The following is a 19,633-nucleotide window of genomic DNA, read 5'->3' on the forward strand; positions in this document are numbered from 1 at the left end:
GATTCAGGCCGAAACCTTAACCATAAATGTTCGCGCGATCACGCAGCTCTTTGCCCGGCTTGAAGTGAGGGACATACTTACCGTCCAGCTCAACTTTGTCACCAGTTTTAGGGTTGCGCCCAACACGCGGAGCACGGTAGTGAAGAGAAAAACTGCCAAACCCACGGATCTCGATGCGTTCACCATCAGCCAAGGTTGCAGCCATATGTTCAAGCATCTCTTTCACTGCATCCTCAACGGCTTTCGCCGGGATATGAGAGTGCTGGCCAGCAAGTCTTTCAATAAGTTCAGACTTGGTCATATTACCTCCAAGCTTTGCAGCTAAACTACCGTATTGGGGCGGCAGAACCGCCCCCCGTCATTACTCGCCTTTTGCCGCTTTGAACGCTTCAGCCATAGCGTTAGAGAAGTTGCTTTCTTCTGCTGGTTTGTTGTTAACCACAGCGATTGCATCTTTCTCGTCTGCTTCGTCCTTAGCACGGACGGACAGGCTTACTACGCGGTTCTTACGATCAACACCGGTGAATTTAGCTTCAACTTCATCACCAACGCTCAGAACCAGAGTTGCGTCTTCAATACGGTCGCGAGAAGCTTCTGAAGCGCGCAGGTAACCTTCTACGCCGCCAGCTAATTCAACTGTAGCACCTTTGGCGTCAACTGCAGTGACTTTACCAGTAACAATAGTACCTTTCTTGTTAACAGACAGGTAGTTATTGAATGGATCTTCAGCCAGTTGCTTCACGCCCAGGGAGATACGTTCACGTTCTGCGTCAACCTGCAGGACCACAGCTGCGATTTCGTCGCCTTTTTTGTATTCACGTACTGCTTCTTCGCCTGCAACGTTCCAGGAGATGTCAGACAGGTGAACCAGGCCGTCGATGCCGCCGTCCAGACCGATGAAGATACCGAAGTCAGTGATTGACTTGATTTTACCTTCAACACGGTCGTTCTTGTTGTGGGTTTCTGCAAACAGCTGCCATGGGTTAGATTTGCATTGTTTCAGGCCCAGGGAGATACGACGACGTTCTTCGTCGATGTCCAGAACCATAACTTCAACAACATCGCCCACGTTAACAACTTTAGATGGGTGGATGTTTTTGTTAGTCCAATCCATTTCAGAAACGTGAACCAGACCTTCAACGCCTTCTTCGATTTCTACGAAGCAGCCGTAATCAGTCAGGTTAGTAACGCGACCAGTCAGTTTAGTACCTTCTGGGTAACGCTTAGCGATAGCAACCCATGGATCTTCGCCCAGCTGTTTCAAGCCAAGGGATACACGAGTACGTTCACGGTCAAATTTCAGAACTTTAACAGTGATTTCGTCGCCCACGTTGACGATTTCGCTTGGGTGTTTAACACGTTTCCAAGCCATGTCAGTGATGTGCAACAGGCCATCAACGCCGCCCAGATCAACGAATGCACCGTAGTCAGTGAGGTTCTTAACGATACCTTTAACTTCCATGCCTTCCTGCAGGTTTTCCAGCAGTTGATCGCGCTCTGCGCTGTTCTCAGACTCAATTACTGCACGACGGGAAACAACAACGTTGTTGCGTTTCTGGTCCAGTTTGATGACTTTGAACTCAAGATCTTTGCCTTCGAGATGCAGCGTGTCGCGAACAGGACGAACGTCTACCAGTGAACCTGGCAGGAACGCACGGATACCGTTCAGCTCAACAGTGAAACCGCCTTTAACTTTACCGTTGATAACACCGGTAACAGTTGCAGATTCTTCGTAAGCTTTTTCCAGCGTGATCCAAGCTTCATGACGTTTAGCTTTTTCACGGGACAGCAGAGTTTCACCGAAGCCGTCTTCGACAGCGTCCAGCGCAACATCAACTTCGTCGCCAACCTGGATTTCCAGTTCGCCCTGTGCGTTTTTGAATTGTTCTGCCGGGATTGCAGACTCAGATTTCAGACCGGCGTCAACCAGTACGATATCTTTGTCGATTGACACAACAACACCACGAACGATGGAACCAGGACGGGTTTCGATTGTTTTTAAGGATTCTTCAAAGAGTTGAGCAAAAGATTCAGTCATGTTGTTAATCTTTAGGTTCTTAAGTTTAACGTCCATCTGGCGTCCTGCTGGATGGGGTTGTTTCAAATGCCCCGCTACAGGTCCTTGCGGCGAGGTTAAAAAAAACTATAGCCAAAACTGGCACTGAATGGACTCCAGCACCAGATTAAGGCTCGATTACCGGGTTTGTTTTTGCGGTAACCCTAGAATTTCTGTGGCATAAGCCAACGCTTTTTCGATGACTTCATCGATGGACATACTGGTTGAATCCAGTAATAACGCATCGGAAGCAGCCACTAAAGGCGCAATGGATCGATTACGATCCCGATCATCACGTTCTTTGATCTCGGCTAAAAGCCGTTCAAAGTTAACACTAAAGCCCTTTTCCTGCAACTGTAGCATTCTTCTGTTTGCACGCTCTTCTGAGCTGGCGTCGAGAAATATTTTCACCGGCGCATCGGGGAATACCACCGTGCCCATATCTCGTCCGTCTGCAATCAGGCCCGGCGCTTCACGAAATGCGCGCTGACGACGCAGTAACGCCTCGCGAACACGGGGGAAAGCGGCCGCCTGCGACGCGGTATTACCTACCGTTTCGGTGCGGATTTCATTGCTGACATCCTCACCTTCTAAAATTACTTGTAACTGCCCATCCTGAGCGACAAAACGCACGTCGAGATGTGCGGCCAGCGGAACTAACGCCTCTTCTGAGACAATATCAACCTGATGATGCAGTGCCGCCAGCGCTAAAACGCGGTAAATGGCACCGGAATCCAGCAAATGCCAGTTAAAGGCTTCGGCCAACGCTTTACATAACGTACCTTTACCTGCACCACTTGGCCCATCAACGGTGATTACCGGGGCTAAAGCCGTCATTTTTGTCTCCTTTCGGTGGGTGATACCCGCTTCATTAGTCTCAGAGGACTAATTCAGGAGCGGCATTATACGCTGCCTTTGCGGCAACTGTTACCCCACATTGACCAGTTGTCTAAAAAGCGGACGGTTCTCAAAGAAAATAAGCAAAAAAAACGGACATCAAGGATGTCCGCTGCATGACCCACATAGTTATAGACTATGCCAGCGTACTTATTGCTGCGAGACGTTCGAAATAATCAGGGAACGTCTTCGCCGTACATTTCGGATCAAGGATGGTAACCGGCGTATCGGATAGCGCAACCAGCGAGAAACACATCGCCATGCGATGATCGTTATACGTGCCAATCTCTGCAAATTTAAGGGATTGCGGCGGTTCTACGCGAATGTAATCTTCGCCCTCTTCCACCGTCGCCCCAACTTTACGCAGTTCCGTCGCCATCGCCGCCAGACGATCAGTTTCTTTCACACGCCAGTTATAAATATTGCGAAGCGTAGTCGGACCTTGTGCGAACAGCGCCGCCGTGGCGATGGTCATGGCAGCATCCGGGATATGGTTCATGTCCATATCAATGCCTTTAAGCTCACCACGGGTGCATTCGATGTAATCATCTGCCCAGTGAATTTTTGCGCCCATTTTCTCCAGCACGTCCGCAAAACGGATATCACCCTGCATGCTGTTTTTACCAATACCGGTTACACGAACCGTTCCGCCCTTGATAGCGGCAGCGGCCAGGAAGTAGGACGCGGAGGAAGCATCGCCTTCCACCAGATAAGCGCCCGGCGAAACGTACTGCTGTTTACCGGTGATGCGGAACTGCTGGTACTGGTGATTTTCAACGTCAATACCAAAGGTCTTCATCAGATTCAGCGTAATGTCGATGTAAGGTTTGGAAACCAGATCGCCCTTAATCTGAATTGTGGTGTCATTTTCAGCCAGAGGAGCTGTCATCAGCAAAGCGGTCAGGAACTGGCTGGACACGCTGCCATCCACGCTGACATCGCCGCCGGTAAAACCACCGCGCAGGCGCAGCGGCGGATAATCTTCCTGCTCGAGATAATCGATTTGCGCGCCGCCCTGACGGAGGGCATCAACCAGATGGCCAATCGGACGCTCTTTCATACGCGGTTCGCCGGTAAGTACGACGTTCTGCTCCCCCAGACATAATGCTGCAGCCAGAGGGCGCATCGCAGTGCCCGCATTTCCGAGGAACAATTCCAGCCCTTTAGCATTGGAAAAAGCCGTGCCCAGACCGTCGATTTCACACTCAGTGCGGGAGGCAGACAGGCGGTGCGTAACACCGAGTTGCGTCAGCGCATTCAGCATATGGCGCACATCGTCGCTGTCGAGCAGGTTAGTCAGGCGGGTAGTGCCCTGTGCAAAAGCAGCCAGTAAAAGCGCACGGTTAGAAACACTCTTTGAGCCGGGTAAGTTGATGCTGCCGTTAACCAATGCAACGGGTTGTAATGTCAGGGATTCCACTCTTTCTCCAATTCTTCATTTCATAAAATGACCCCGGAGTGTAAACCGGGGTCATTTTTAAGGCTTCCTACAAAAGCATTGTGCCAGCCCGAAAGCCAGACCGCTTAGCCGTGGCGTTTTTCGAACTCCGCCATAAAGTCGGTCAGAGCTTTCACGCCTTCGAGAGGCATAGCATTATAAATAGATGCGCGCATACCGCCAGCCACACGGTGGCCTTTCAGTGCATGCAGGCCGGCTGCCTGCGCCTGCTCCAGGAATAAATTATCCAGAGAAGCATCCGCCATCTGGAATGGCACGTTCATCCACGAACGGTTAGTCGCAGCGACCGGGTTACGGTAGAAACCGGTGCGGTCGATGGCGCCGTACAGTAATTCGGCCTTTGCCTGATTACGTTTTTCCATTTCACGCAGGCCGCCCTGCTCTTTCAGCCATTTGAAGACCATACCTGACAGATACCATGCAAACGTCGGCGGGGTGTTGAACATGGAATCGTTCTCGGCCAGCACGGTGTAATCAAGGATGGAAGGCAATTCAGTGCGTGCTTTACCCAGCAGATCTTCACGGACGATAACCAGCGTCAGGCCGGCAGGACCGATATTTTTCTGCGCGCCGGCGTAAATCACACCAAAGCGGCTGACATCGATCGGGCGGGACAGGATGCAGGAGGAGTAATCAGCAACCACAATTTTGTCACCGAAATCAGGCATTTCATCGATAGCCACGCCATCGATAGTCTCATTCGGGCAGTAATGGACATAGGCAGAATCTGCGCTCAGCTTCCATTCGCTCATGGGTAGAATGCCGCGCTTGCCGTCAATCGTGGTGGTGACGTCAATCACGTTTGGCGTACAGTATTTTAGGGCTTCTTTCACTGCGCTGTGCGCCCAGTAACCGCCATCGATGTAGTCCGCGGTAGATTTCTCACCCAGCAGATTCATCGGCACTGCGGCGAACTGCGCACGCGCGCCGCCATGGCAGAAGAGAACTTTATAGTTGGAGGGAATGTTCAGCAGGTCACGAATATCCTTTTCGGATTCCTCGGCCACCTGGATAAATTCCTTACTGCGGTGACTGATTTCCATCACCGAGGTACCCAGTCCGTGCCAGTTACAAAGTTCCTGTTCCGCACGACGCAATACTTCTGCCGGGATCATTGCCGGGCCTGCACTAAAATTATAAACCTGAGTCATTTCCCCTCACCACTTCTCTGAGACAGCCACATAGTAACCATTAATTTACCGGTTTTATCATCCGAGACAAGCAGTCTGCAACGGTTATTGATGACGACCTGATAATCAACGATGAGATCTGGGTCACAAGGTTCTTTCCTCCCTGGAAAGCTGATTTAACAGGATTATCTGTTCACGCGCGCAACGTGTTCAGCGCCCTGACCCACGTAAGATTCTGACAACGCGGACAGACCGCCTTTTCACCCACCTTGAGCTCTTTCACCAGGCTGCACTGATGGCAGGCGTACCACCCGCTGGTCATCATCAGTGTTTCGATATCAATATAATCCTCAGGCAACACCGGCAGACCGGGCTGGATATCCTCATCCAGACGGAAGTACACGCTCAGGCCGCCGTTGGTTTCCAGTATCGCCAGACGCACCTGTCCCAGATGCTCCACGCCTTTTTGTCGCAGCTCCATGTAGAATTCACCTTTAGTGATGTTTTCCCGATCCATCGTTTCCCATTCGAACATGCCGTCGCGAATGATGATCAGCGGCTTTCCCTCCATCCAGTTCTGGAAATGGTGACTGCGCCCCATCAGCCAGGTTGAGAAACGGTAGAACAGCAGAATCGAGAAGAATACGGCAAAAACCGGCAAAAGCGGGACGTCATCATAAAAAGTCACATCACCCGCCGCCGATCCGAGCGTCAGGATAATCACGACTTCAAACAAAGAAAGCTGATTAACCCCGCGTCTCCCGGTCAGTTTCAGAAATAGGAAAACCACAACAAAGATGAAGAAACACCGAAAGGTGACTTCGCCAAGATATTCGAGCGGGAACTTATCCAGCGCCATACGCTTAACATCAAACGCCTGCATAGAGACCTCATGATTGGAAAAACAGCCGCTTATCGAATGCCTTCTTACAGACAAGCTTAGCGCGTTACAACGCGATTACATTCTTAACACGAATACATGGAGGTGCGTCGCAAAACCCCGTATCATTGCGCGTTTTTAGCACGCTCAAAAGTGAACTCAATGACGCAAACTTTTATTCCTGGTAAAGACGCGGCGCTGGAAGACTCCATTTCCCGCTTCCAACAAAAACTCACCGATCTCGGTTTTAACATCGAAGAAGCTTCCTGGCTGAACCCGGTTCCGCACGTCTGGTCCGTGCATATCCGCGATCGCGACTGTCCGCTGTGTTTCACCAACGGTAAAGGTGCGAGCAAGAAAGCCGCTCTGGCGTCTGCGCTGGGTGAATATTTTGAGCGTCTGTCGACAAACTATTTCTTCGCTGATTTCTATCTGGGTAAAGAAATTGCCAATGGTGATTTCGTTCATTATCCGAACGAAAAATGGTTCCCGATTGCCGAAGATAACACGCTGCCGGAAGGCATTCTGGATGAGCGCCTGCATGAGTTTTACGATGCGGACAAAGAGCTGGTGGCGAGCGATCTTATCGATCTGCAATCGGGCAATCCCGATCGCGGGATCTGCGCCCTGCCGTTCACCCGTCAGTCTGATCTGCAAACTGTGTACATTCCGATGAACATCATCGGCAACCTGTATGTGTCCAACGGGATGTCGGCCGGTAACACTGCCAACGAGGCACGTGTGCAGGGCCTTTCAGAAGTCTTCGAGCGTTACGTTAAAAACCGCATCATTGCTGAATCTATCAGCCTGCCTGAAATTCCTGCCGACGTGCTGGCGCGTTATCCAGGTGTGGTGGAAGCTATTGCGAAACTGGAAGAAGAAGGTTTCCCGATCCTCTCTTATGACGCCTCACTGGGCGGCAACTATCCGGTCATTTGCGTGGTTCTGTTCAACCCGGCTAACGGCACCTGTTTCGCCTCATTTGGTGCGCACCCTGATTTCGGCGTGGCACTTGAACGTACCGTGACCGAATTACTGCAGGGCCGTAGCCTGAAAGATCTGGATGTGTTCACGCCGCCGACTTTCGATGACGAAGAAGTTGCTGAACACGCTAACCTCGAAACGCACTTCATCGATTCAAGCGGTTTGATTTCGTGGGATATGTTTAAACAAGACGCAGACTATCCGTTTGCTGACTGGAGTTTCAGCGGATCGACCGAAGAAGAGTTCGCTACGCTGATGGCCATCTTTGATAAAGAAGATGCTGAAGTATACATCGCCGATTACGAGCATCTGGACGTTTACGCTTGCCGCATCATCGTTCCTGGCATGTCTGATATTTATCCGGCGGAAGATTTATTGCTGGCCAATAACAGCATGGGCGCACATCTGCGCGAACAGTTGCTGGCACTGCCTGACAGCGATTTGCCGAAAGAAGCCTATCTCGAGATGATAACTCAGCTAGACGATGAAGGTTTGGATGACTTCACCCGCGTGCGCGAGCTGTTGGGTATCGCCAGCGGCAAGGATAACGGCTGGTACACTTTGCGCGTGGGCGAGCTGAAATCAATGCTGGCACTGGCGGGCGGCGATTTCGATCAGGCACTGACCTGGGCGGAATGGGCGCATGAGTTCAACTCATCGGTCTACAGCGACGAACGCAACAACTACTATCGTTGTCTGCAAACCCTGCTTCAGCTTTCGTTGGAAGAAGATCGCGAACCGGCTCAGTACTACAATGCCTTCGTGAAAATGTACGGTCAGAAAGCAGTGGAAGATGCTTCTGCGGCGATAAGCGGCGAAGTGCGTTTCCACAGCCTGTTTACCGTTGACCCGGATCTTAAAGCGCTGCCTGCTCATCGGGCGCTTCTGGGTGCGTACGAAAAGCTGCAGGTGGCTAAGCGTCGCCACTGGTCTAAAGCCTGATTGACTCAGCGCGCTGACTGAACCTGAAACGGTAGAGAAATCTGCCGTTTTTTTGTCTCCGTTTCACGCCCGGCGCTCTTATTTGCCATCTAAGGTTTGACTCCGCGGGGGAAATGGCGTGTAATTTCGCGCGAAATAACGGCTGATTCGTTTTTTGAAGAATAAATAAATTCCGAAGGAATTAAAGTTAAGTATTTGTGAAAGAACAAAAGCCCATTTAGTGACAATAATTAACAGCTAATCATTAAGTTTCACTAATGGATAAGAATATTTTTTGCATCCATCAACTTTATTTGTAAAAATTAAAATGTTTTTACACCTTTATTTTCAGTCAGTTAGCATAAAAAGCACCCATTCAGTAGTAGACTTCAAACCACCAAAATCCTCCCCTTATGATCCACGTCAATTTTTACGTTATACTGCTTTGCTAGTATCTCGTTGCGCAGTGCATAGCCCTGAATAAGAGAGTTAATGTGAAAGCTGACAACCCCTTCGATCTTATATTACCCGCCGCTACAGCTAAAGTTGCTGAAGATGCCGGCGTTTATAAAGCCACCAAACAGCCGTTAAAAACGTTCTTTTTAGCCATTACTGCTGGCGTCTTTATTTCTATTGCCTTTGCTTTTTATATCACTTCAACCACCGGCACTGGGACCGTTCCTTTTGGTCTGGCAAAACTGGTCGGGGGCATCTGCTTCTCACTGGGTTTGATGCTGGTCGTCGTGTGTGGTGCAGACCTGTTCACTTCCACTGTGCTGATTGTTATTGCTAAAGCCAGCGGGCGTATCACCTGGGGACAACTGGCACGCAACTGGGCCAATGTCTATATTGGCAACCTGATCGGCGCACTGTTCTTTGTCGCCCTGATTTGGTTCTCCGGTGAGTACATGGTCGATAACGGTTTGTGGGGGCTCAACGTTCTGCAAACAGCCGACCATAAGATGCATCACACCTTTGTGGAAGCGGTATGTCTTGGGATTTTGGCTAACCTGATGGTTTGCCTGGCTGTCTGGATGAGTTACTCCGGCCGCAGCCTGATGGATAAAATGTTTGCGATGATTCTGCCGGTGGCCATGTTTGTCGCCAGCGGCTTCGAACACAGTATTGCCAACATGTTCATGATCCCGTTAGGTATCGTCATTAAGAACTTTGCAACACCCGAATTTTGGCAAGCAGTCGGTACTACGCCTGCACAATTTGCAGAACTGAACGTCACTAACTTTATCATCGATAACCTCATCCCTGTGACCATAGGTAACATCATTGGTGGCGGTTTGCTGGTAGGGTTAACGTACTGGGTCATATATCTTCGCGATGAGAAAAATCACTGATTCAACGTGGATTCTCGTTACGACAGTTTTACACGCGATTTTTAAAGAAATCCAAATTAGAAGGTAGGTGCAAGATGTCCAAGCTCAATGAAAAATTGACCAACGCATGGCAAGGCTTTAGTGCTGGTGAATGGCAGGATGGCGTAAACGTCCGTGACTTCATTCAGAAGAACTACACCCCGTATGAAGGTGATGAGTCCTTCCTGGCTGGCGCGACACAAGCGACAACCACCCTGTGGGATAAAGTAATGGAAGGTATCAAACTGGAGAACAGCACCAAAGCTCCTGTTGACTTCGATACTGACGTTGCGGCTACCATCACTTCTCATGACGCTGGCTACATCAACAAATCTCTGGAAACCATCGTTGGTCTGCAAACTGACGCGCCATTGAAACGTGCCCTGATCCCATTCGGCGGCATCAAAATGGTAGAAGGTTCATGTAAAGTTTATGGCCGTGAACTGGATCCAGCACTGAAAAAAATCTTCACCGATTACCGCAAAACGCACAACCAGGGTGTTTTCGACGTTTACACCAAAGACATTCTGAACTGCCGTAAATCCGGTGTTCTGACTGGTCTGCCAGATGCGTATGGCCGTGGCCGTATCATCGGTGACTACCGTCGCGTTGCGCTGTACGGTATCGACTTCCTGATGGCTGACAAATTCGCACAGTTCCAGTCTCTGCAAAACGATCTGGAAAACGGCGTGAATCTGGAAATGACCATCCAGCTGCGTGAAGAAATCTCAGAACAACACCGTGCTCTGGGTCAGATTAAAGAAATGGCTGCGAAATACGGCTACGACATTTCTGGTCCTGCGACTAACGCACAGGAAGCAGTTCAGTGGACTTACTTTGGCTATCTGGCTGCGGTGAAATCTCAGAACGGCGCTGCAATGTCCTTCGGTCGTGTATCTACCTTCCTTGACGTGTTCATCGATCGTGATATCAAAGCAGGTAAACTGAACGAAGAACAAGCTCAGGAACTGATTGACCACCTGGTCATGAAACTGCGTATGGTACGTTTCCTGCGTACGCCTGAGTATGATGAATTGTTCTCTGGTGACCCAATCTGGGCGACTGAATCCCTGGCAGGTATGGGTGTTGATGGTCGTACTCTGGTCACTAAAAACAGCTACCGCTTCCTGAATACCCTGTACACCATGGGGCCTTCACCAGAGCCGAACATGACCATCCTGTGGTCTGAAAAGCTGCCAATGAACTTCAAAAAGTACGCAGCGAAAGTGTCTATCGATACCTCATCTGTACAGTATGAGAACGATGACCTGATGCGTCCTGACTTCAACAACGATGATTATGCTATCGCTTGTTGCGTGAGCCCGATGGTTGTGGGTAAACAAATGCAGTTCTTCGGCGCACGTGCAAACCTGGCGAAAACCATGTTGTACGCAATCAACGGCGGCGTTGATGAAAAATGAAAATCCAGGTTGGCCCGAAAGAAGCGCCAATGATGGATACCGTGCTGGACTATGACAAAGTCATGGATCGCATGGATCACTTCATGGACTGGTTGGCTAAACAGTACGTGACTGCCCTGAACATCATTCACTTTATGCATGACAAATACAGCTACGAAGCTGCATTGATGGCACTGCATGACCGTGATGTTTATCGCACTATGGCGTGTGGTATCGCAGGTCTGTCCGTTGCTGCTGACTCCCTGTCTGCAATCAAATACGCCAAAGTTAGCACCATCCGTGACGAAGACGGCCTGGCTATCGACTTCAAAATTGAAGGCGAATATCCACAGTTCGGTAACAACGATTCTCGCGTAGATGATATCGCTTGTGACCTGGTAGAACGTTTCATGAAGAAAATTCAGAAACTGCGTACCTACCGTGGCGCTGTAGCAACTCAGTCTGTTCTGACGATCACCTCTAACGTGGTTTATGGTAAGAAAACCGGTAACACTCCAGACGGTCGTCGTGCTGGTGCTCCATTCGGTCCAGGTGCTAACCCAATGCACGGTCGTGATCAGAAAGGTGCCGTTGCCTCCCTGACCTCCGTTGCTAAACTGCCGTTTGCTTACGCTAAAGATGGTATTTCTTATACCTTCTCCATCGTTCCAAATGCGCTGGGTAAAGATGATGATGTTCGTAAAGCGAACCTCGCGGGTTTGATGGATGGTTACTTCCACCACGAAGCTTCCATCGAAGGTGGCCAACACCTGAACGTGAACGTAATGAACCGTGAAATGCTGTTAGATGCGATGGAACACCCTGAGAACTATCCTCAGCTGACCATCCGCGTTTCTGGTTACGCTGTACGTTTCAACTCTCTGACTAAAGAACAGCAGCAAGACGTTATTACCCGTACTTTCACCAAGTCACTGTAATAGCTAAATCTCTGGTTTAGTTGATAAAAAAGGCTCCACACTGTGGAGCCTTTGTTTCATCCGCCCTATCCTTTACTGTCTGTCCGACAGTCTGTTTTGCCAGAGCGCTATGATTGTGGACCTCTGGCAAAGCAGTTCCGGCCATCGCTGGCAATCAACCTTATTGATTGTCTGGTATCATAAACAGATAGAACCCAGTTTATCTCTGCCAGGCCAGCATCCGCACTTTTAGACTGCTATTCATTGGTCAATATGGAGAATAACCCGCAATGTCAGTTCAAGGTCGAATCCACTCATATGAGTCCTGTGGCACCGTAGACGGCCCAGGTATCCGATTCATTGTTTTCTTCCAGGGTTGCCTGATGCGTTGCATGTATTGCCATAACCGCGATACCTGGGACACCCACGGCGGCAAAGAAATCAATGTCGAAGATTTAATGAAAGAAGTGGTGACCTATCGCCACTTTATGAATGCATCCGGCGGCGGTGTTACTGCCTCTGGCGGGGAAGCCATCCTTCAGGCTGAGTTCGTGCGTGACTGGTTCCGTGCCTGCCAGAAAGAAGGAATCAATACTTGCCTGGATACCAACGGTTTTGTCCGCCGTTACGACCCGGTAATCGATGAATTGCTTGATGCGTCCGATCTGGTCATGCTCGACCTGAAACAGATGAACGATGACATTCACCAGAATCTGGTCGGCGTCTCGAACCACCGCACGCTGGATTTTGCCCGTTATCTGGCGAAACGTAATCAGCGCACGTGGATCCGTTACGTCGTGGTGCCGGGATGGTCTGATGATGATGAGTCGGCACATAAACTCGGTGAATTCACCAAAGACATGACCAACATCGAGAAAATTGAACTGCTGCCTTATCACGAACTGGGTAAGCACAAATGGACCGCGATGGGTGAGAAGTATGGTCTGGACGGTGTAAACCCGCCCACCACAGAAATCATGGACAGAGTGAAAAACATCCTTGCCAGTTACGGGCATAAAGTTATTTACTGATGCCCAATGCAATGCAAAAAAAGACGCCATTTACGGCGTCTTTTTTATTGGGAGCGGCGGAGAACCTTAAGATTACGCGGCTGCCACCGGATTGTGACTCTTGTCGGCTTTACGCATCAGCATCACCAGATACACCAGTGAAACGACGGCAATCATCACAAACAGCAGGCGGTCAGAATAGCTCTGCATGAGCATTGCCGTCATGGTTGGCCCGGCAAGGCTGCCGAGTGTGTAGCTCATCAGCAGCGCCTGATTCATGGCAACCAGCTCTTCTGAACTGACCTTTTCACAGGCCCATGACATCGCGACCGGATACAGCGTGAAACCAGCGCACCCAAGAATGAATAACGTCGGTGCCATCGCATAACCACTGAGCATAGCAATGCTGCCGAGGATCACGCAAAAAATCTGAATGCGCAACACCATCAGGCGACCATAGCGGTCTGCCAGACGGCCGACCGGCCATTGCCCGATGATCCCGGCGCTGACCAGCAACGCCATCCAGTAACCCACATCCGCATCGCTCATACCCTGATGCGCCAAAAACAACGGCATCAGGCCATACAACGAGCCGAGCACGATGCCGGAAATAATGCAGCCATTGATCCCAAGGCGCGCATTACGGCGGCGGAACATCGGCAGAACCGAATGACGCGGCTCTTCGCTGTCCTGATTTTCAAGATGTGCAAACAGCAATGGCAGCATGGCGATCACGATAAGCGAGGTAACCCACGGCAATACACTGAATAACGACGTTGGTACTGTTCCGACCAATAACTGCCCGACGACGGTACCGATGTAATACATGATCATATATGCCGCCAGCAGTTGCCCACGGTTCTTCACCGTTCCGCTGCGCATCAGCGCACTTTCCACGACCACCCAAATGAGCGCACAGCCTACACCGGCTACAAAACGCGCCCCGATCCAGCTCCAGAAACTCATGGAAAGCGCCAGACCCGCTGTCGCAACCGCAAACAGGAAGCACGAGAAATAGTAGCTGCGATTAAAACCGAACCGTTTTATCAGGCCGCCAGCAATCAGCGTCCCCAGTAAATTACCGGTGAAATACGATGAACTGACAAGGCCCACCTGCCATGTCGGCAGCTGCTCATGGCTGAGCCATAATGGGACCAGCGTGTTTAAGACGGCGATAGAAATCGTCAGCAGAAGGAGTCCGCACAGCAGCAGAAAAACGGGACGGGAATAGGCGGACATAGGGCGTTGACGACCACAAAGACGAAGAAATTGCGCGCATCATGCCACCGGCGCAATAAAAGTCAATCTGGCGAAAGGAGGCCTGAGCACAATCTGGATGACGATGATTGAAATCGTTAATCAAGCGCTGCAATTAGGAATCATGAAGCTTTAATGACAAACGGATATCGCCATGATAACAAACGAGTTTACATTTTCCGCAACCATCGCATTTTTCCGTATCGACAGAGGGCTGATTCTGTTGATTAAAAAATATTGCCGTGCGCGGGCACCCAATTTCGCACATCCGGCACAGGTCATCCATGCGTCCCAGACATTGCGGCAGGATAACAGGTCTCAATCCTGTATCCCCTTGTAAGGAAATATCCAGCGCCCCACTCTCGCAAGCTTGCGTACAGGCACCACAAAAATCGCACTCCGCGTGTTCGATACTCAGGGCGACTTTATCTTGCTCAATTCGCAGGATCCCCACAGGGCAGGCTTCAGTACATTTTCCGCAGCCATTACAAAGCAGCAGGAACTGAGGCTCTGCCAGCGCCTGCGGCGGACGGGGTAACGGGCGCTGCAACGGTGGCGTCGCAGGCACCGCAGCCTGTTCAATTGTCTGCTTTCCTGACGCCAGCAGGCCGCGAAACAATCCGCGACGACTGACGTTACGGTTGCCCATCCGGCCTTGTGAATCGCTCATCAGAAATAGAGCTTAGCTACAGGTGTTTCAATCGCCAGCGCCTGTTGCCAGCCAGCCAACGTCGATTCAGCGAGAATTGCCACACCGACATAAAACGGATGATCTGCTTTCTGACGCAATAATTCGAGATAGCGACCTGCCCACGGCAGTAAATGCACCGTCAGAAACGAGTTCAGCAATGACGGTGAATTCTCCGCCAGCCATGCACACATCATCAGCATCAGTCCGATATGGTCTTCAGGTTCTGCCTGCGTAAGCTGCGGCCCGATATGGTTTTCGCGCATCCACTGACGTAATGCCAGCGTGGAATCACCAAACACCACCGATTCTTTATCCAGATACACTGAACCCCACGGTGGGGCCGGTAAGGCGTACGGCCCTATAAACAGGCGCTGATAGGCATCGTCGATACTTTCTTCTGCACTTTCAGTCTGACTTAACATTTCCGTGGCCTGTGCTTTCGCATCTTCTGTAGCACAGGGCCACAGCGGTGCCCAGTCACTGCTTTTCAGTAAGGCGACGAGGGGCTGAACTTCTTGCGATCCTGGCGGATAGAACAGCGTCGCGCCTAAAATCTTTCCGGTTAAACTGATAGATTCTGCTGACATAATTCACTCATTGTTGTGAGAACGCGCCACCTGCGGCAACGCGTTCCCTGACACTCATTACTGGCCGGTCATTAACCGCTGACGGCCATACCCACAGTCATATGAAGCCCGTAGAAAATCACACGCCCGATCAGCTCACCGACGAAGACCAGCACAAAGGCCAGTATCATTGAGGCTAATGCCGGGCGCTTGCGCAGGATAAGCGGGCAGTACCAACAACCCAGGCCCAGAACAATCAGCACCAGCCGCCACGCAGATAATGTGCCGTATTGCGGGATGAGTGTGGAAGCCGCCTGAACGGAGCTGTGGATGTCCGCCAGACCGGCGCTTTGCATCACGACCACCGCCATGCTCACCACCAGTGCAATAAGGCTGATCGCCGGTAGCAAACGCAAACCGCAGCCACTAATGTTAGCACCGCGCAGCAGCAAATAGCCGAGCACCGGACCGCCGATAAGCACCGTCAGGCCGAAGTGGAACGCGGTATAGACGTTATCCCATGTAGGCACCGTACTGATTTCATAAACACGGCACATCGCGTAAACAAAACCGACACCCGCCAGCATGGTGATCACCAGCCAGATTTTGCCCAGCGCACGCGGCATTTTGTTGATCATTGCCAGCAGCCAGTAAATGCCACCCAGCGCGAAGAACAGTGAACCGCTGCCGATTTCATTACTCAGCGGTGAAGCACCGAGACGATTAAGCGAATTGAAAGCACGCAGCGGCGAGCCGAGGTGCAGAACAGAGGCGATAAACGCCACCGCCATCAGCACCCACAGAAAGAACATCGAGAGATGAATACGACGATGTTCTTCCACGGAGCGGTGAGTCAGCAGCGCAATGGCCAGCACGATAAAGGCCCCTACAACGCACTGCCCCAATACAGTAAAGACCATTAAAGGCCATTCATGCCATCCGTTTCCCATCTCAAACCTCCTTAGGGTTAGCCAGATAACCCGTGGTATCACCTACAGGACGGCAATTCGCATTGGGTTTGATGACGATATTTGGGTGAGTGAAATGAGCAGCTGGCAGCGGTGCTACCTCCGCCAGATCACCGTATTTCGCACGCAACTCTTCAATAGGAGCCATATCCAGCGCGCGCAGCGGGCAGGATTCGACACAAATAGGTTTTTTACCGTCGGCAACGCGTTCATAGCAGCCGTCGCACTTGGTCATGTGGCCTTTAGCTTCGTTGTACTGTGGTGCGCCGTAAGGACAGGCCATATGGCAGTAACGACAGCCGATACATACGTCTTCGTTCACGACTACAAATCCGTCTTCGCGTTTATGCATAGCACCGCTCGGGCAGACTTTTGTACAGGCCGGATCGGCGCAGTGGTTGCATGAAATCGACAGATAATAGGCAAACACGTTCTGATTCCAGCCGTCACCGTCTTTTTGCCAGTCGCCACCGGCATATTCATAAATGCGGCGGAAACTGACGTCCGGGGTTAAATTCTTGAAATCTTTACAGGCCAGCTCACACGTTTTGCATCCAGTGCAGCGGCTTGAATCAATATAAAAACCATATTGAGTAGTCATGTTTTACTCCTTTAAACCTTAGCCACTTGCACAAGGTTGGTGTGAGAGGGGTTACCTTTCGCCAGCGGTGAAGGTCTTTGAGACGTCAGTACGTTGATGCTACCCGCACGGTCGATTTTCTTGCTGTCCGGTGAATACCAGGCACCCTCGCCCAGCGCGACAACGCCAGGCATCATGCGCGGCGTGACTTTCGCCGCAATATGCACTTCCCCGCGATCGTTAAAAATACGGATCATGTCGCCGTTTTTGATACCACGCTGACCGGCATCTAGCGGGTTGATCCACATTTCCTGCCGGCAGGACGCCTTAAGTACATCTACGTTGCCGTAAGTTGAGTGAACGCGTGCTTTATAGTGGAAACCGGTCAGTTGCAGCGGATATTTGCTGGCAAGCGGATCGTCGTAGTTCTCAAAGCCCGCGGCGTACAGCGGCAGTGGATGGATTACGTCCTCTTTCGCGAGTTCCCACTCCGAGGCAATCTTTGCCAGTTCAGCGGAATAGATTTCGATTTTGCCGGACGGCGTGGTCAGCGGGTTGGCTATCGGATCTTCACGGAAGGCTTTGTAAGCCACATGATGCTGCTCGGGGTCACGTTTCTTGAACATGCCCTGTTGGCGGAAGGTGTCGAAATCGGGCAATTCTGGCAGGGCTTCGCGGGATTGCTGATACAGGTGACGCAGCCATTCTTCCTGCGTACGGCCTTCGGTAAATTTCTCTTCAACGCCCATTCGGCGTGATAACTCGGAGGTCATCTCGTAAATATTTTTACATTCGAAGCGCGGCTTGATGACCTGATCGGCAAAAATGATGTAATCCATGTTGCCGCAGGACGCATCGAGACAGAAATCCATCTGCTCAGACGCCGTACAATCCGGCAGAATAATGTCCGCATATTTCGCCGAGGACGTCATGTGGTTATCAATCACCACAATCATTTCGCACTGTTTATCATCCTGCAAAATGTCATGTGTACGGTTGATATCAGAATGCTGATTAATCAGGCAGTTACCGGCGTAGTTCCAGATAAACTTGATCGGCACATCCAGTTTCTCCTTCCCGCGCACACCGTCTTTGGTCGCGGTCATTTCAGGCCCACGCGCGATAGCATCGGTCCACATGAACATGGAAATACTGGTCTGCACCGGATTATCAAAGGCAGGCATACGGACAAACGGGATTTCGTACGAGCCTTCGCGTGCGCCGGAATTACCGCCGTTCACACCGACATTACCGGTCAGGATCGCCAGCATCGCGATAGCGCGGGTCGCTACTTCGCCGTTTGAGTGACGCTGCGGTCCCCAGCCCTGAGTGATGAACGCCGGTTTTACCTGACCAATTTCACGCCCCAGCCTGACGATTTTATCCGCCGAAATACCGGTGATTTTTGCCGCCCACGCCGGCGTTTTGGCTATGCCATCCGGGCCATCCCCCAGAATGTAAGCTTTATAATGGGCATTCTCCGGCACACCAGCGGGTAAGGTTTTCTGGTCGTAACCGACGCAATATTTATCGAGGAACGGCTGATCGACCAGATTTTCGGTGATCATGACGTGGGCAAGTGCCGCAGCCAGTGCGCCATCAGTACCCGGACGAATCGGTACCCACTCGTCTTCACGGCCTGCACCGGTATCGGTATAACGCGGATCGACAATGATCATGCGCGCGTTTGAACGCTGACGCGCCTGCTCCAGATAGTAGGTAACGCCACCGCCACTCATGCGTGTTTCGCCTGGATTATTACCGAACAACACCACCAGTTTGCTGTTTTCAATATCAGACGGACTGTTGCCGTCGGCCCAGCCACCGTAGGTGTAATTCAGACCGGCCGCAATCTGTGCTGAGCTGTAATCACCGTAATGATTCAGATAACCGCCACAACAGTTCATCAGACGAGCGATCAGCGTTTTGCCCGGCGGCCACGAACGGGTCATGGTGCCGCCCAATGTGCCGGTGCCGTAATTGAGGTAAATCGCCTCGTTACCGTAGCGATGAATGATATCTTTCAGGCTGCCTGCAAGCGTATCGAAGGCTTCATCCCAGCTGATTTGTTTGAATTTTCCCTCACCGCGCTTACCGACGCGCTTCATCGGGTATTTCAGACGATCCGGGTTGTACACGCGGCGGCGCATGGACCGCCCGCGCAGACAGGCACGAACCTGATGCAGCGCGTCATAATTATCGTCACCGGTATTGTCCGTTTCGACGTAACGAATTTCGCCATCCACCACGTGCATGCGCAGCGGGCAACGGCTGCCACAGTTAACCGTACAAGCGCTCCAGACGATTTTCTCGTCCGCCACTTTGGCTGACGCAGGGATATTTTCTGCACGCAATGATTTGAACGGCAGTGATATTCCGCCGATCGCCGCTGCCATTCCGGCGAGCGTGGTTCCTTTTACCAGACTGCGGCGGGAGATCCCGCTCTGATCTGGTTGACTGCTTTTTGAATCCGACATGACTTACTCCGCTACGCCTCCGGTTAGGGAGGCGAAAATTAACAATCGTTTCATCGAGCCAGGCTCTTAG

The 19,633-nt window shown here is 51.2% G+C and carries 15 protein-coding genes and 1 pseudogene; 4 read left to right on the forward strand and 12 right to left on the reverse strand.

All coding sequences use genetic code 11. The features are described from left to right. Positions 1-16: 16 nt before the first annotated feature. From ihfB to TU92_RS08985, 6 genes are all read right to left on the reverse strand, one after another. Positions 17-301: an integration host factor subunit beta gene (ihfB, locus tag TU92_RS08960; protein ID WP_013574835.1), complete on the reverse strand. Its 285-nt coding sequence runs from the start codon at positions 299-301 to the stop codon at positions 17-19. 60 nt (positions 302-361) lie between these two features. Beyond that, the gene (gene rpsA, locus TU92_RS08965; RefSeq protein ID WP_056769263.1) at positions 362-2,074 is read right to left on the reverse strand and encodes a 30S ribosomal protein S1; all 1,713 of its coding nucleotides are present in this window, start codon (positions 2,072-2,074) and stop codon (positions 362-364) included. A gap of 120 nt (positions 2,075-2,194) precedes the next feature. Next, positions 2,195-2,893 carry a (d)CMP kinase gene (gene cmk / locus TU92_RS08970; protein ID WP_112166358.1) on the reverse strand — a complete coding sequence of 233 codons (699 nt, stop codon included), beginning with the start codon at positions 2,891-2,893 and terminating at the stop codon, positions 2,195-2,197. Positions 2,894-3,089: 196 nt separating this feature from the next. Next, on the reverse strand, positions 3,090-4,373 hold the full coding sequence (gene aroA / locus TU92_RS08975; RefSeq protein WP_112166360.1) for a 3-phosphoshikimate 1-carboxyvinyltransferase: 1,284 nt from the start codon (positions 4,371-4,373) through the stop codon (positions 3,090-3,092). 104 nt (positions 4,374-4,477) lie between these two features. Beyond that, positions 4,478-5,563, reverse strand: a complete 1,086-nt coding sequence (serC, locus tag TU92_RS08980; RefSeq protein WP_112166361.1) for a 3-phosphoserine/phosphohydroxythreonine transaminase — start codon at positions 5,561-5,563, stop codon at positions 4,478-4,480. Positions 5,564-5,735: 172 nt separating this feature from the next. Continuing rightward, positions 5,736-6,425 (reverse strand): DUF421 domain-containing protein, encoded by a 690-nt coding sequence (locus tag TU92_RS08985; protein WP_112166363.1) that lies wholly within the window; start codon positions 6,423-6,425, stop codon positions 5,736-5,738. A gap of 159 nt (positions 6,426-6,584) precedes the next feature. Between TU92_RS08985 and ycaO the strand changes: the two genes are divergently transcribed. The 4 genes and pseudogenes from ycaO (at position 6,585) to pflA (ending at position 13,045) form a co-directional block, all read left to right on the forward strand. Continuing rightward, positions 6,585-8,348 carry a 30S ribosomal protein S12 methylthiotransferase accessory factor YcaO gene (gene ycaO, locus TU92_RS08990; protein WP_112166657.1) on the forward strand — a complete coding sequence of 588 codons (1,764 nt, stop codon included), beginning with the start codon at positions 6,585-6,587 and terminating at the stop codon, positions 8,346-8,348. A 473-nt stretch (positions 8,349-8,821) separates the two neighbouring features. Beyond that, positions 8,822-9,679, forward strand: a complete 858-nt coding sequence (gene focA, locus TU92_RS08995) for a formate transporter FocA (RefSeq protein WP_112166365.1) — start codon at positions 8,822-8,824, stop codon at positions 9,677-9,679. Between the two features lie 74 nt (positions 9,680-9,753). After that, a pseudogene (pflB, locus tag TU92_RS09000) lies at positions 9,754-12,035 on the forward strand (formate C-acetyltransferase). 269 nt (positions 12,036-12,304) lie between these two features. Then, positions 12,305-13,045, forward strand: a complete 741-nt coding sequence (gene pflA / locus TU92_RS09005; RefSeq protein ID WP_112166367.1) for a pyruvate formate lyase 1-activating protein — start codon at positions 12,305-12,307, stop codon at positions 13,043-13,045. Between the two features lie 72 nt (positions 13,046-13,117). On the opposite strand, the gene TU92_RS09010 is transcribed toward pflA, so the two are convergent. The 6 genes from TU92_RS09010 to dmsA form a co-directional block, all read right to left on the reverse strand. Further along, positions 13,118-14,263 carry an MFS transporter gene (locus tag TU92_RS09010; RefSeq protein WP_112166369.1) on the reverse strand — a complete coding sequence of 382 codons (1,146 nt, stop codon included), beginning with the start codon at positions 14,261-14,263 and terminating at the stop codon, positions 13,118-13,120. Between the two features lie 133 nt (positions 14,264-14,396). Next, the gene (locus TU92_RS09015; RefSeq protein WP_112166371.1) at positions 14,397-14,951 is read right to left on the reverse strand and encodes a 4Fe-4S binding protein; all 555 of its coding nucleotides are present in this window, start codon (positions 14,949-14,951) and stop codon (positions 14,397-14,399) included. Continuing rightward, positions 14,951-15,559 (reverse strand): Tat proofreading chaperone DmsD, encoded by a 609-nt coding sequence (gene dmsD / locus TU92_RS09020; RefSeq protein WP_112166373.1) that lies wholly within the window; start codon positions 15,557-15,559, stop codon positions 14,951-14,953. Before dmsD ends, TU92_RS09015 begins: the two co-directional genes overlap by 1 nt. A gap of 71 nt (positions 15,560-15,630) precedes the next feature. Beyond that, the gene (locus tag TU92_RS09025; protein ID WP_112166375.1) at positions 15,631-16,488 is read right to left on the reverse strand and encodes a dimethyl sulfoxide reductase anchor subunit family protein; all 858 of its coding nucleotides are present in this window, start codon (positions 16,486-16,488) and stop codon (positions 15,631-15,633) included. A gap of 1 nt (position 16,489) precedes the next feature. Continuing rightward, the gene (locus TU92_RS09030; RefSeq protein ID WP_112166377.1) at positions 16,490-17,107 is read right to left on the reverse strand and encodes a DMSO/selenate family reductase complex B subunit; all 618 of its coding nucleotides are present in this window, start codon (positions 17,105-17,107) and stop codon (positions 16,490-16,492) included. 11 nt (positions 17,108-17,118) lie between these two features. Then, a complete protein-coding gene (gene dmsA, locus TU92_RS09035; protein WP_112166379.1) occupies positions 17,119-19,563 on the reverse strand; it encodes a dimethylsulfoxide reductase subunit A in 2,445 nt (814 codons plus the stop codon). Between the last annotated feature and the right edge of the window lie 70 nt (positions 19,564-19,633).

It is taken from the genome of Rahnella inusitata (genome assembly GCF_003263515.1).
GTDB classification, from domain to species: Bacteria; Pseudomonadota; Gammaproteobacteria; order Enterobacterales; family Enterobacteriaceae; genus Rahnella; species Rahnella inusitata.

Coding starts and splice junctions, on each gene's coding strand:
- ycaO (WP_112166657.1), top strand. CDS start 6,585: ATGACGCAAACTTTTATTCCTGGTAAAGACGCGGCGCTGGAAGACTCC.
- serC (WP_112166361.1), bottom strand. CDS start 5,563: ATGACTCAGGTTTATAATTTTAGTGCAGGCCCGGCAATGATCCCGGCA.
- cmk (WP_112166358.1), bottom strand. CDS start 2,893: ATGACGGCTTTAGCCCCGGTAATCACCGTTGATGGGCCAAGTGGTGCA.
- dmsA (WP_112166379.1), bottom strand. CDS start 19,563: ATGTCGGATTCAAAAAGCAGTCAACCAGATCAGAGCGGGATCTCCCGC.
- TU92_RS09025 (WP_112166375.1), bottom strand. CDS start 16,488: ATGGGAAACGGATGGCATGAATGGCCTTTAATGGTCTTTACTGTATTG.
- pflA (WP_112166367.1), top strand. CDS start 12,305: ATGTCAGTTCAAGGTCGAATCCACTCATATGAGTCCTGTGGCACCGTA.
- dmsD (WP_112166373.1), bottom strand. CDS start 15,559: ATGTCAGCAGAATCTATCAGTTTAACCGGAAAGATTTTAGGCGCGACG.
- rpsA (WP_056769263.1), bottom strand. CDS start 2,074: ATGGACGTTAAACTTAAGAACCTAAAGATTAACAACATGACTGAATCT.
- TU92_RS09030 (WP_112166377.1), bottom strand. CDS start 17,107: ATGACTACTCAATATGGTTTTTATATTGATTCAAGCCGCTGCACTGGA.
- TU92_RS08985 (WP_112166363.1), bottom strand. CDS start 6,425: ATGCAGGCGTTTGATGTTAAGCGTATGGCGCTGGATAAGTTCCCGCTC.
- TU92_RS09015 (WP_112166371.1), bottom strand. CDS start 14,951: ATGAGCGATTCACAAGGCCGGATGGGCAACCGTAACGTCAGTCGTCGC.
- TU92_RS09010 (WP_112166369.1), bottom strand. CDS start 14,263: ATGTCCGCCTATTCCCGTCCCGTTTTTCTGCTGCTGTGCGGACTCCTT.
- ihfB (WP_013574835.1), bottom strand. CDS start 301: ATGACCAAGTCTGAACTTATTGAAAGACTTGCTGGCCAGCACTCTCAT.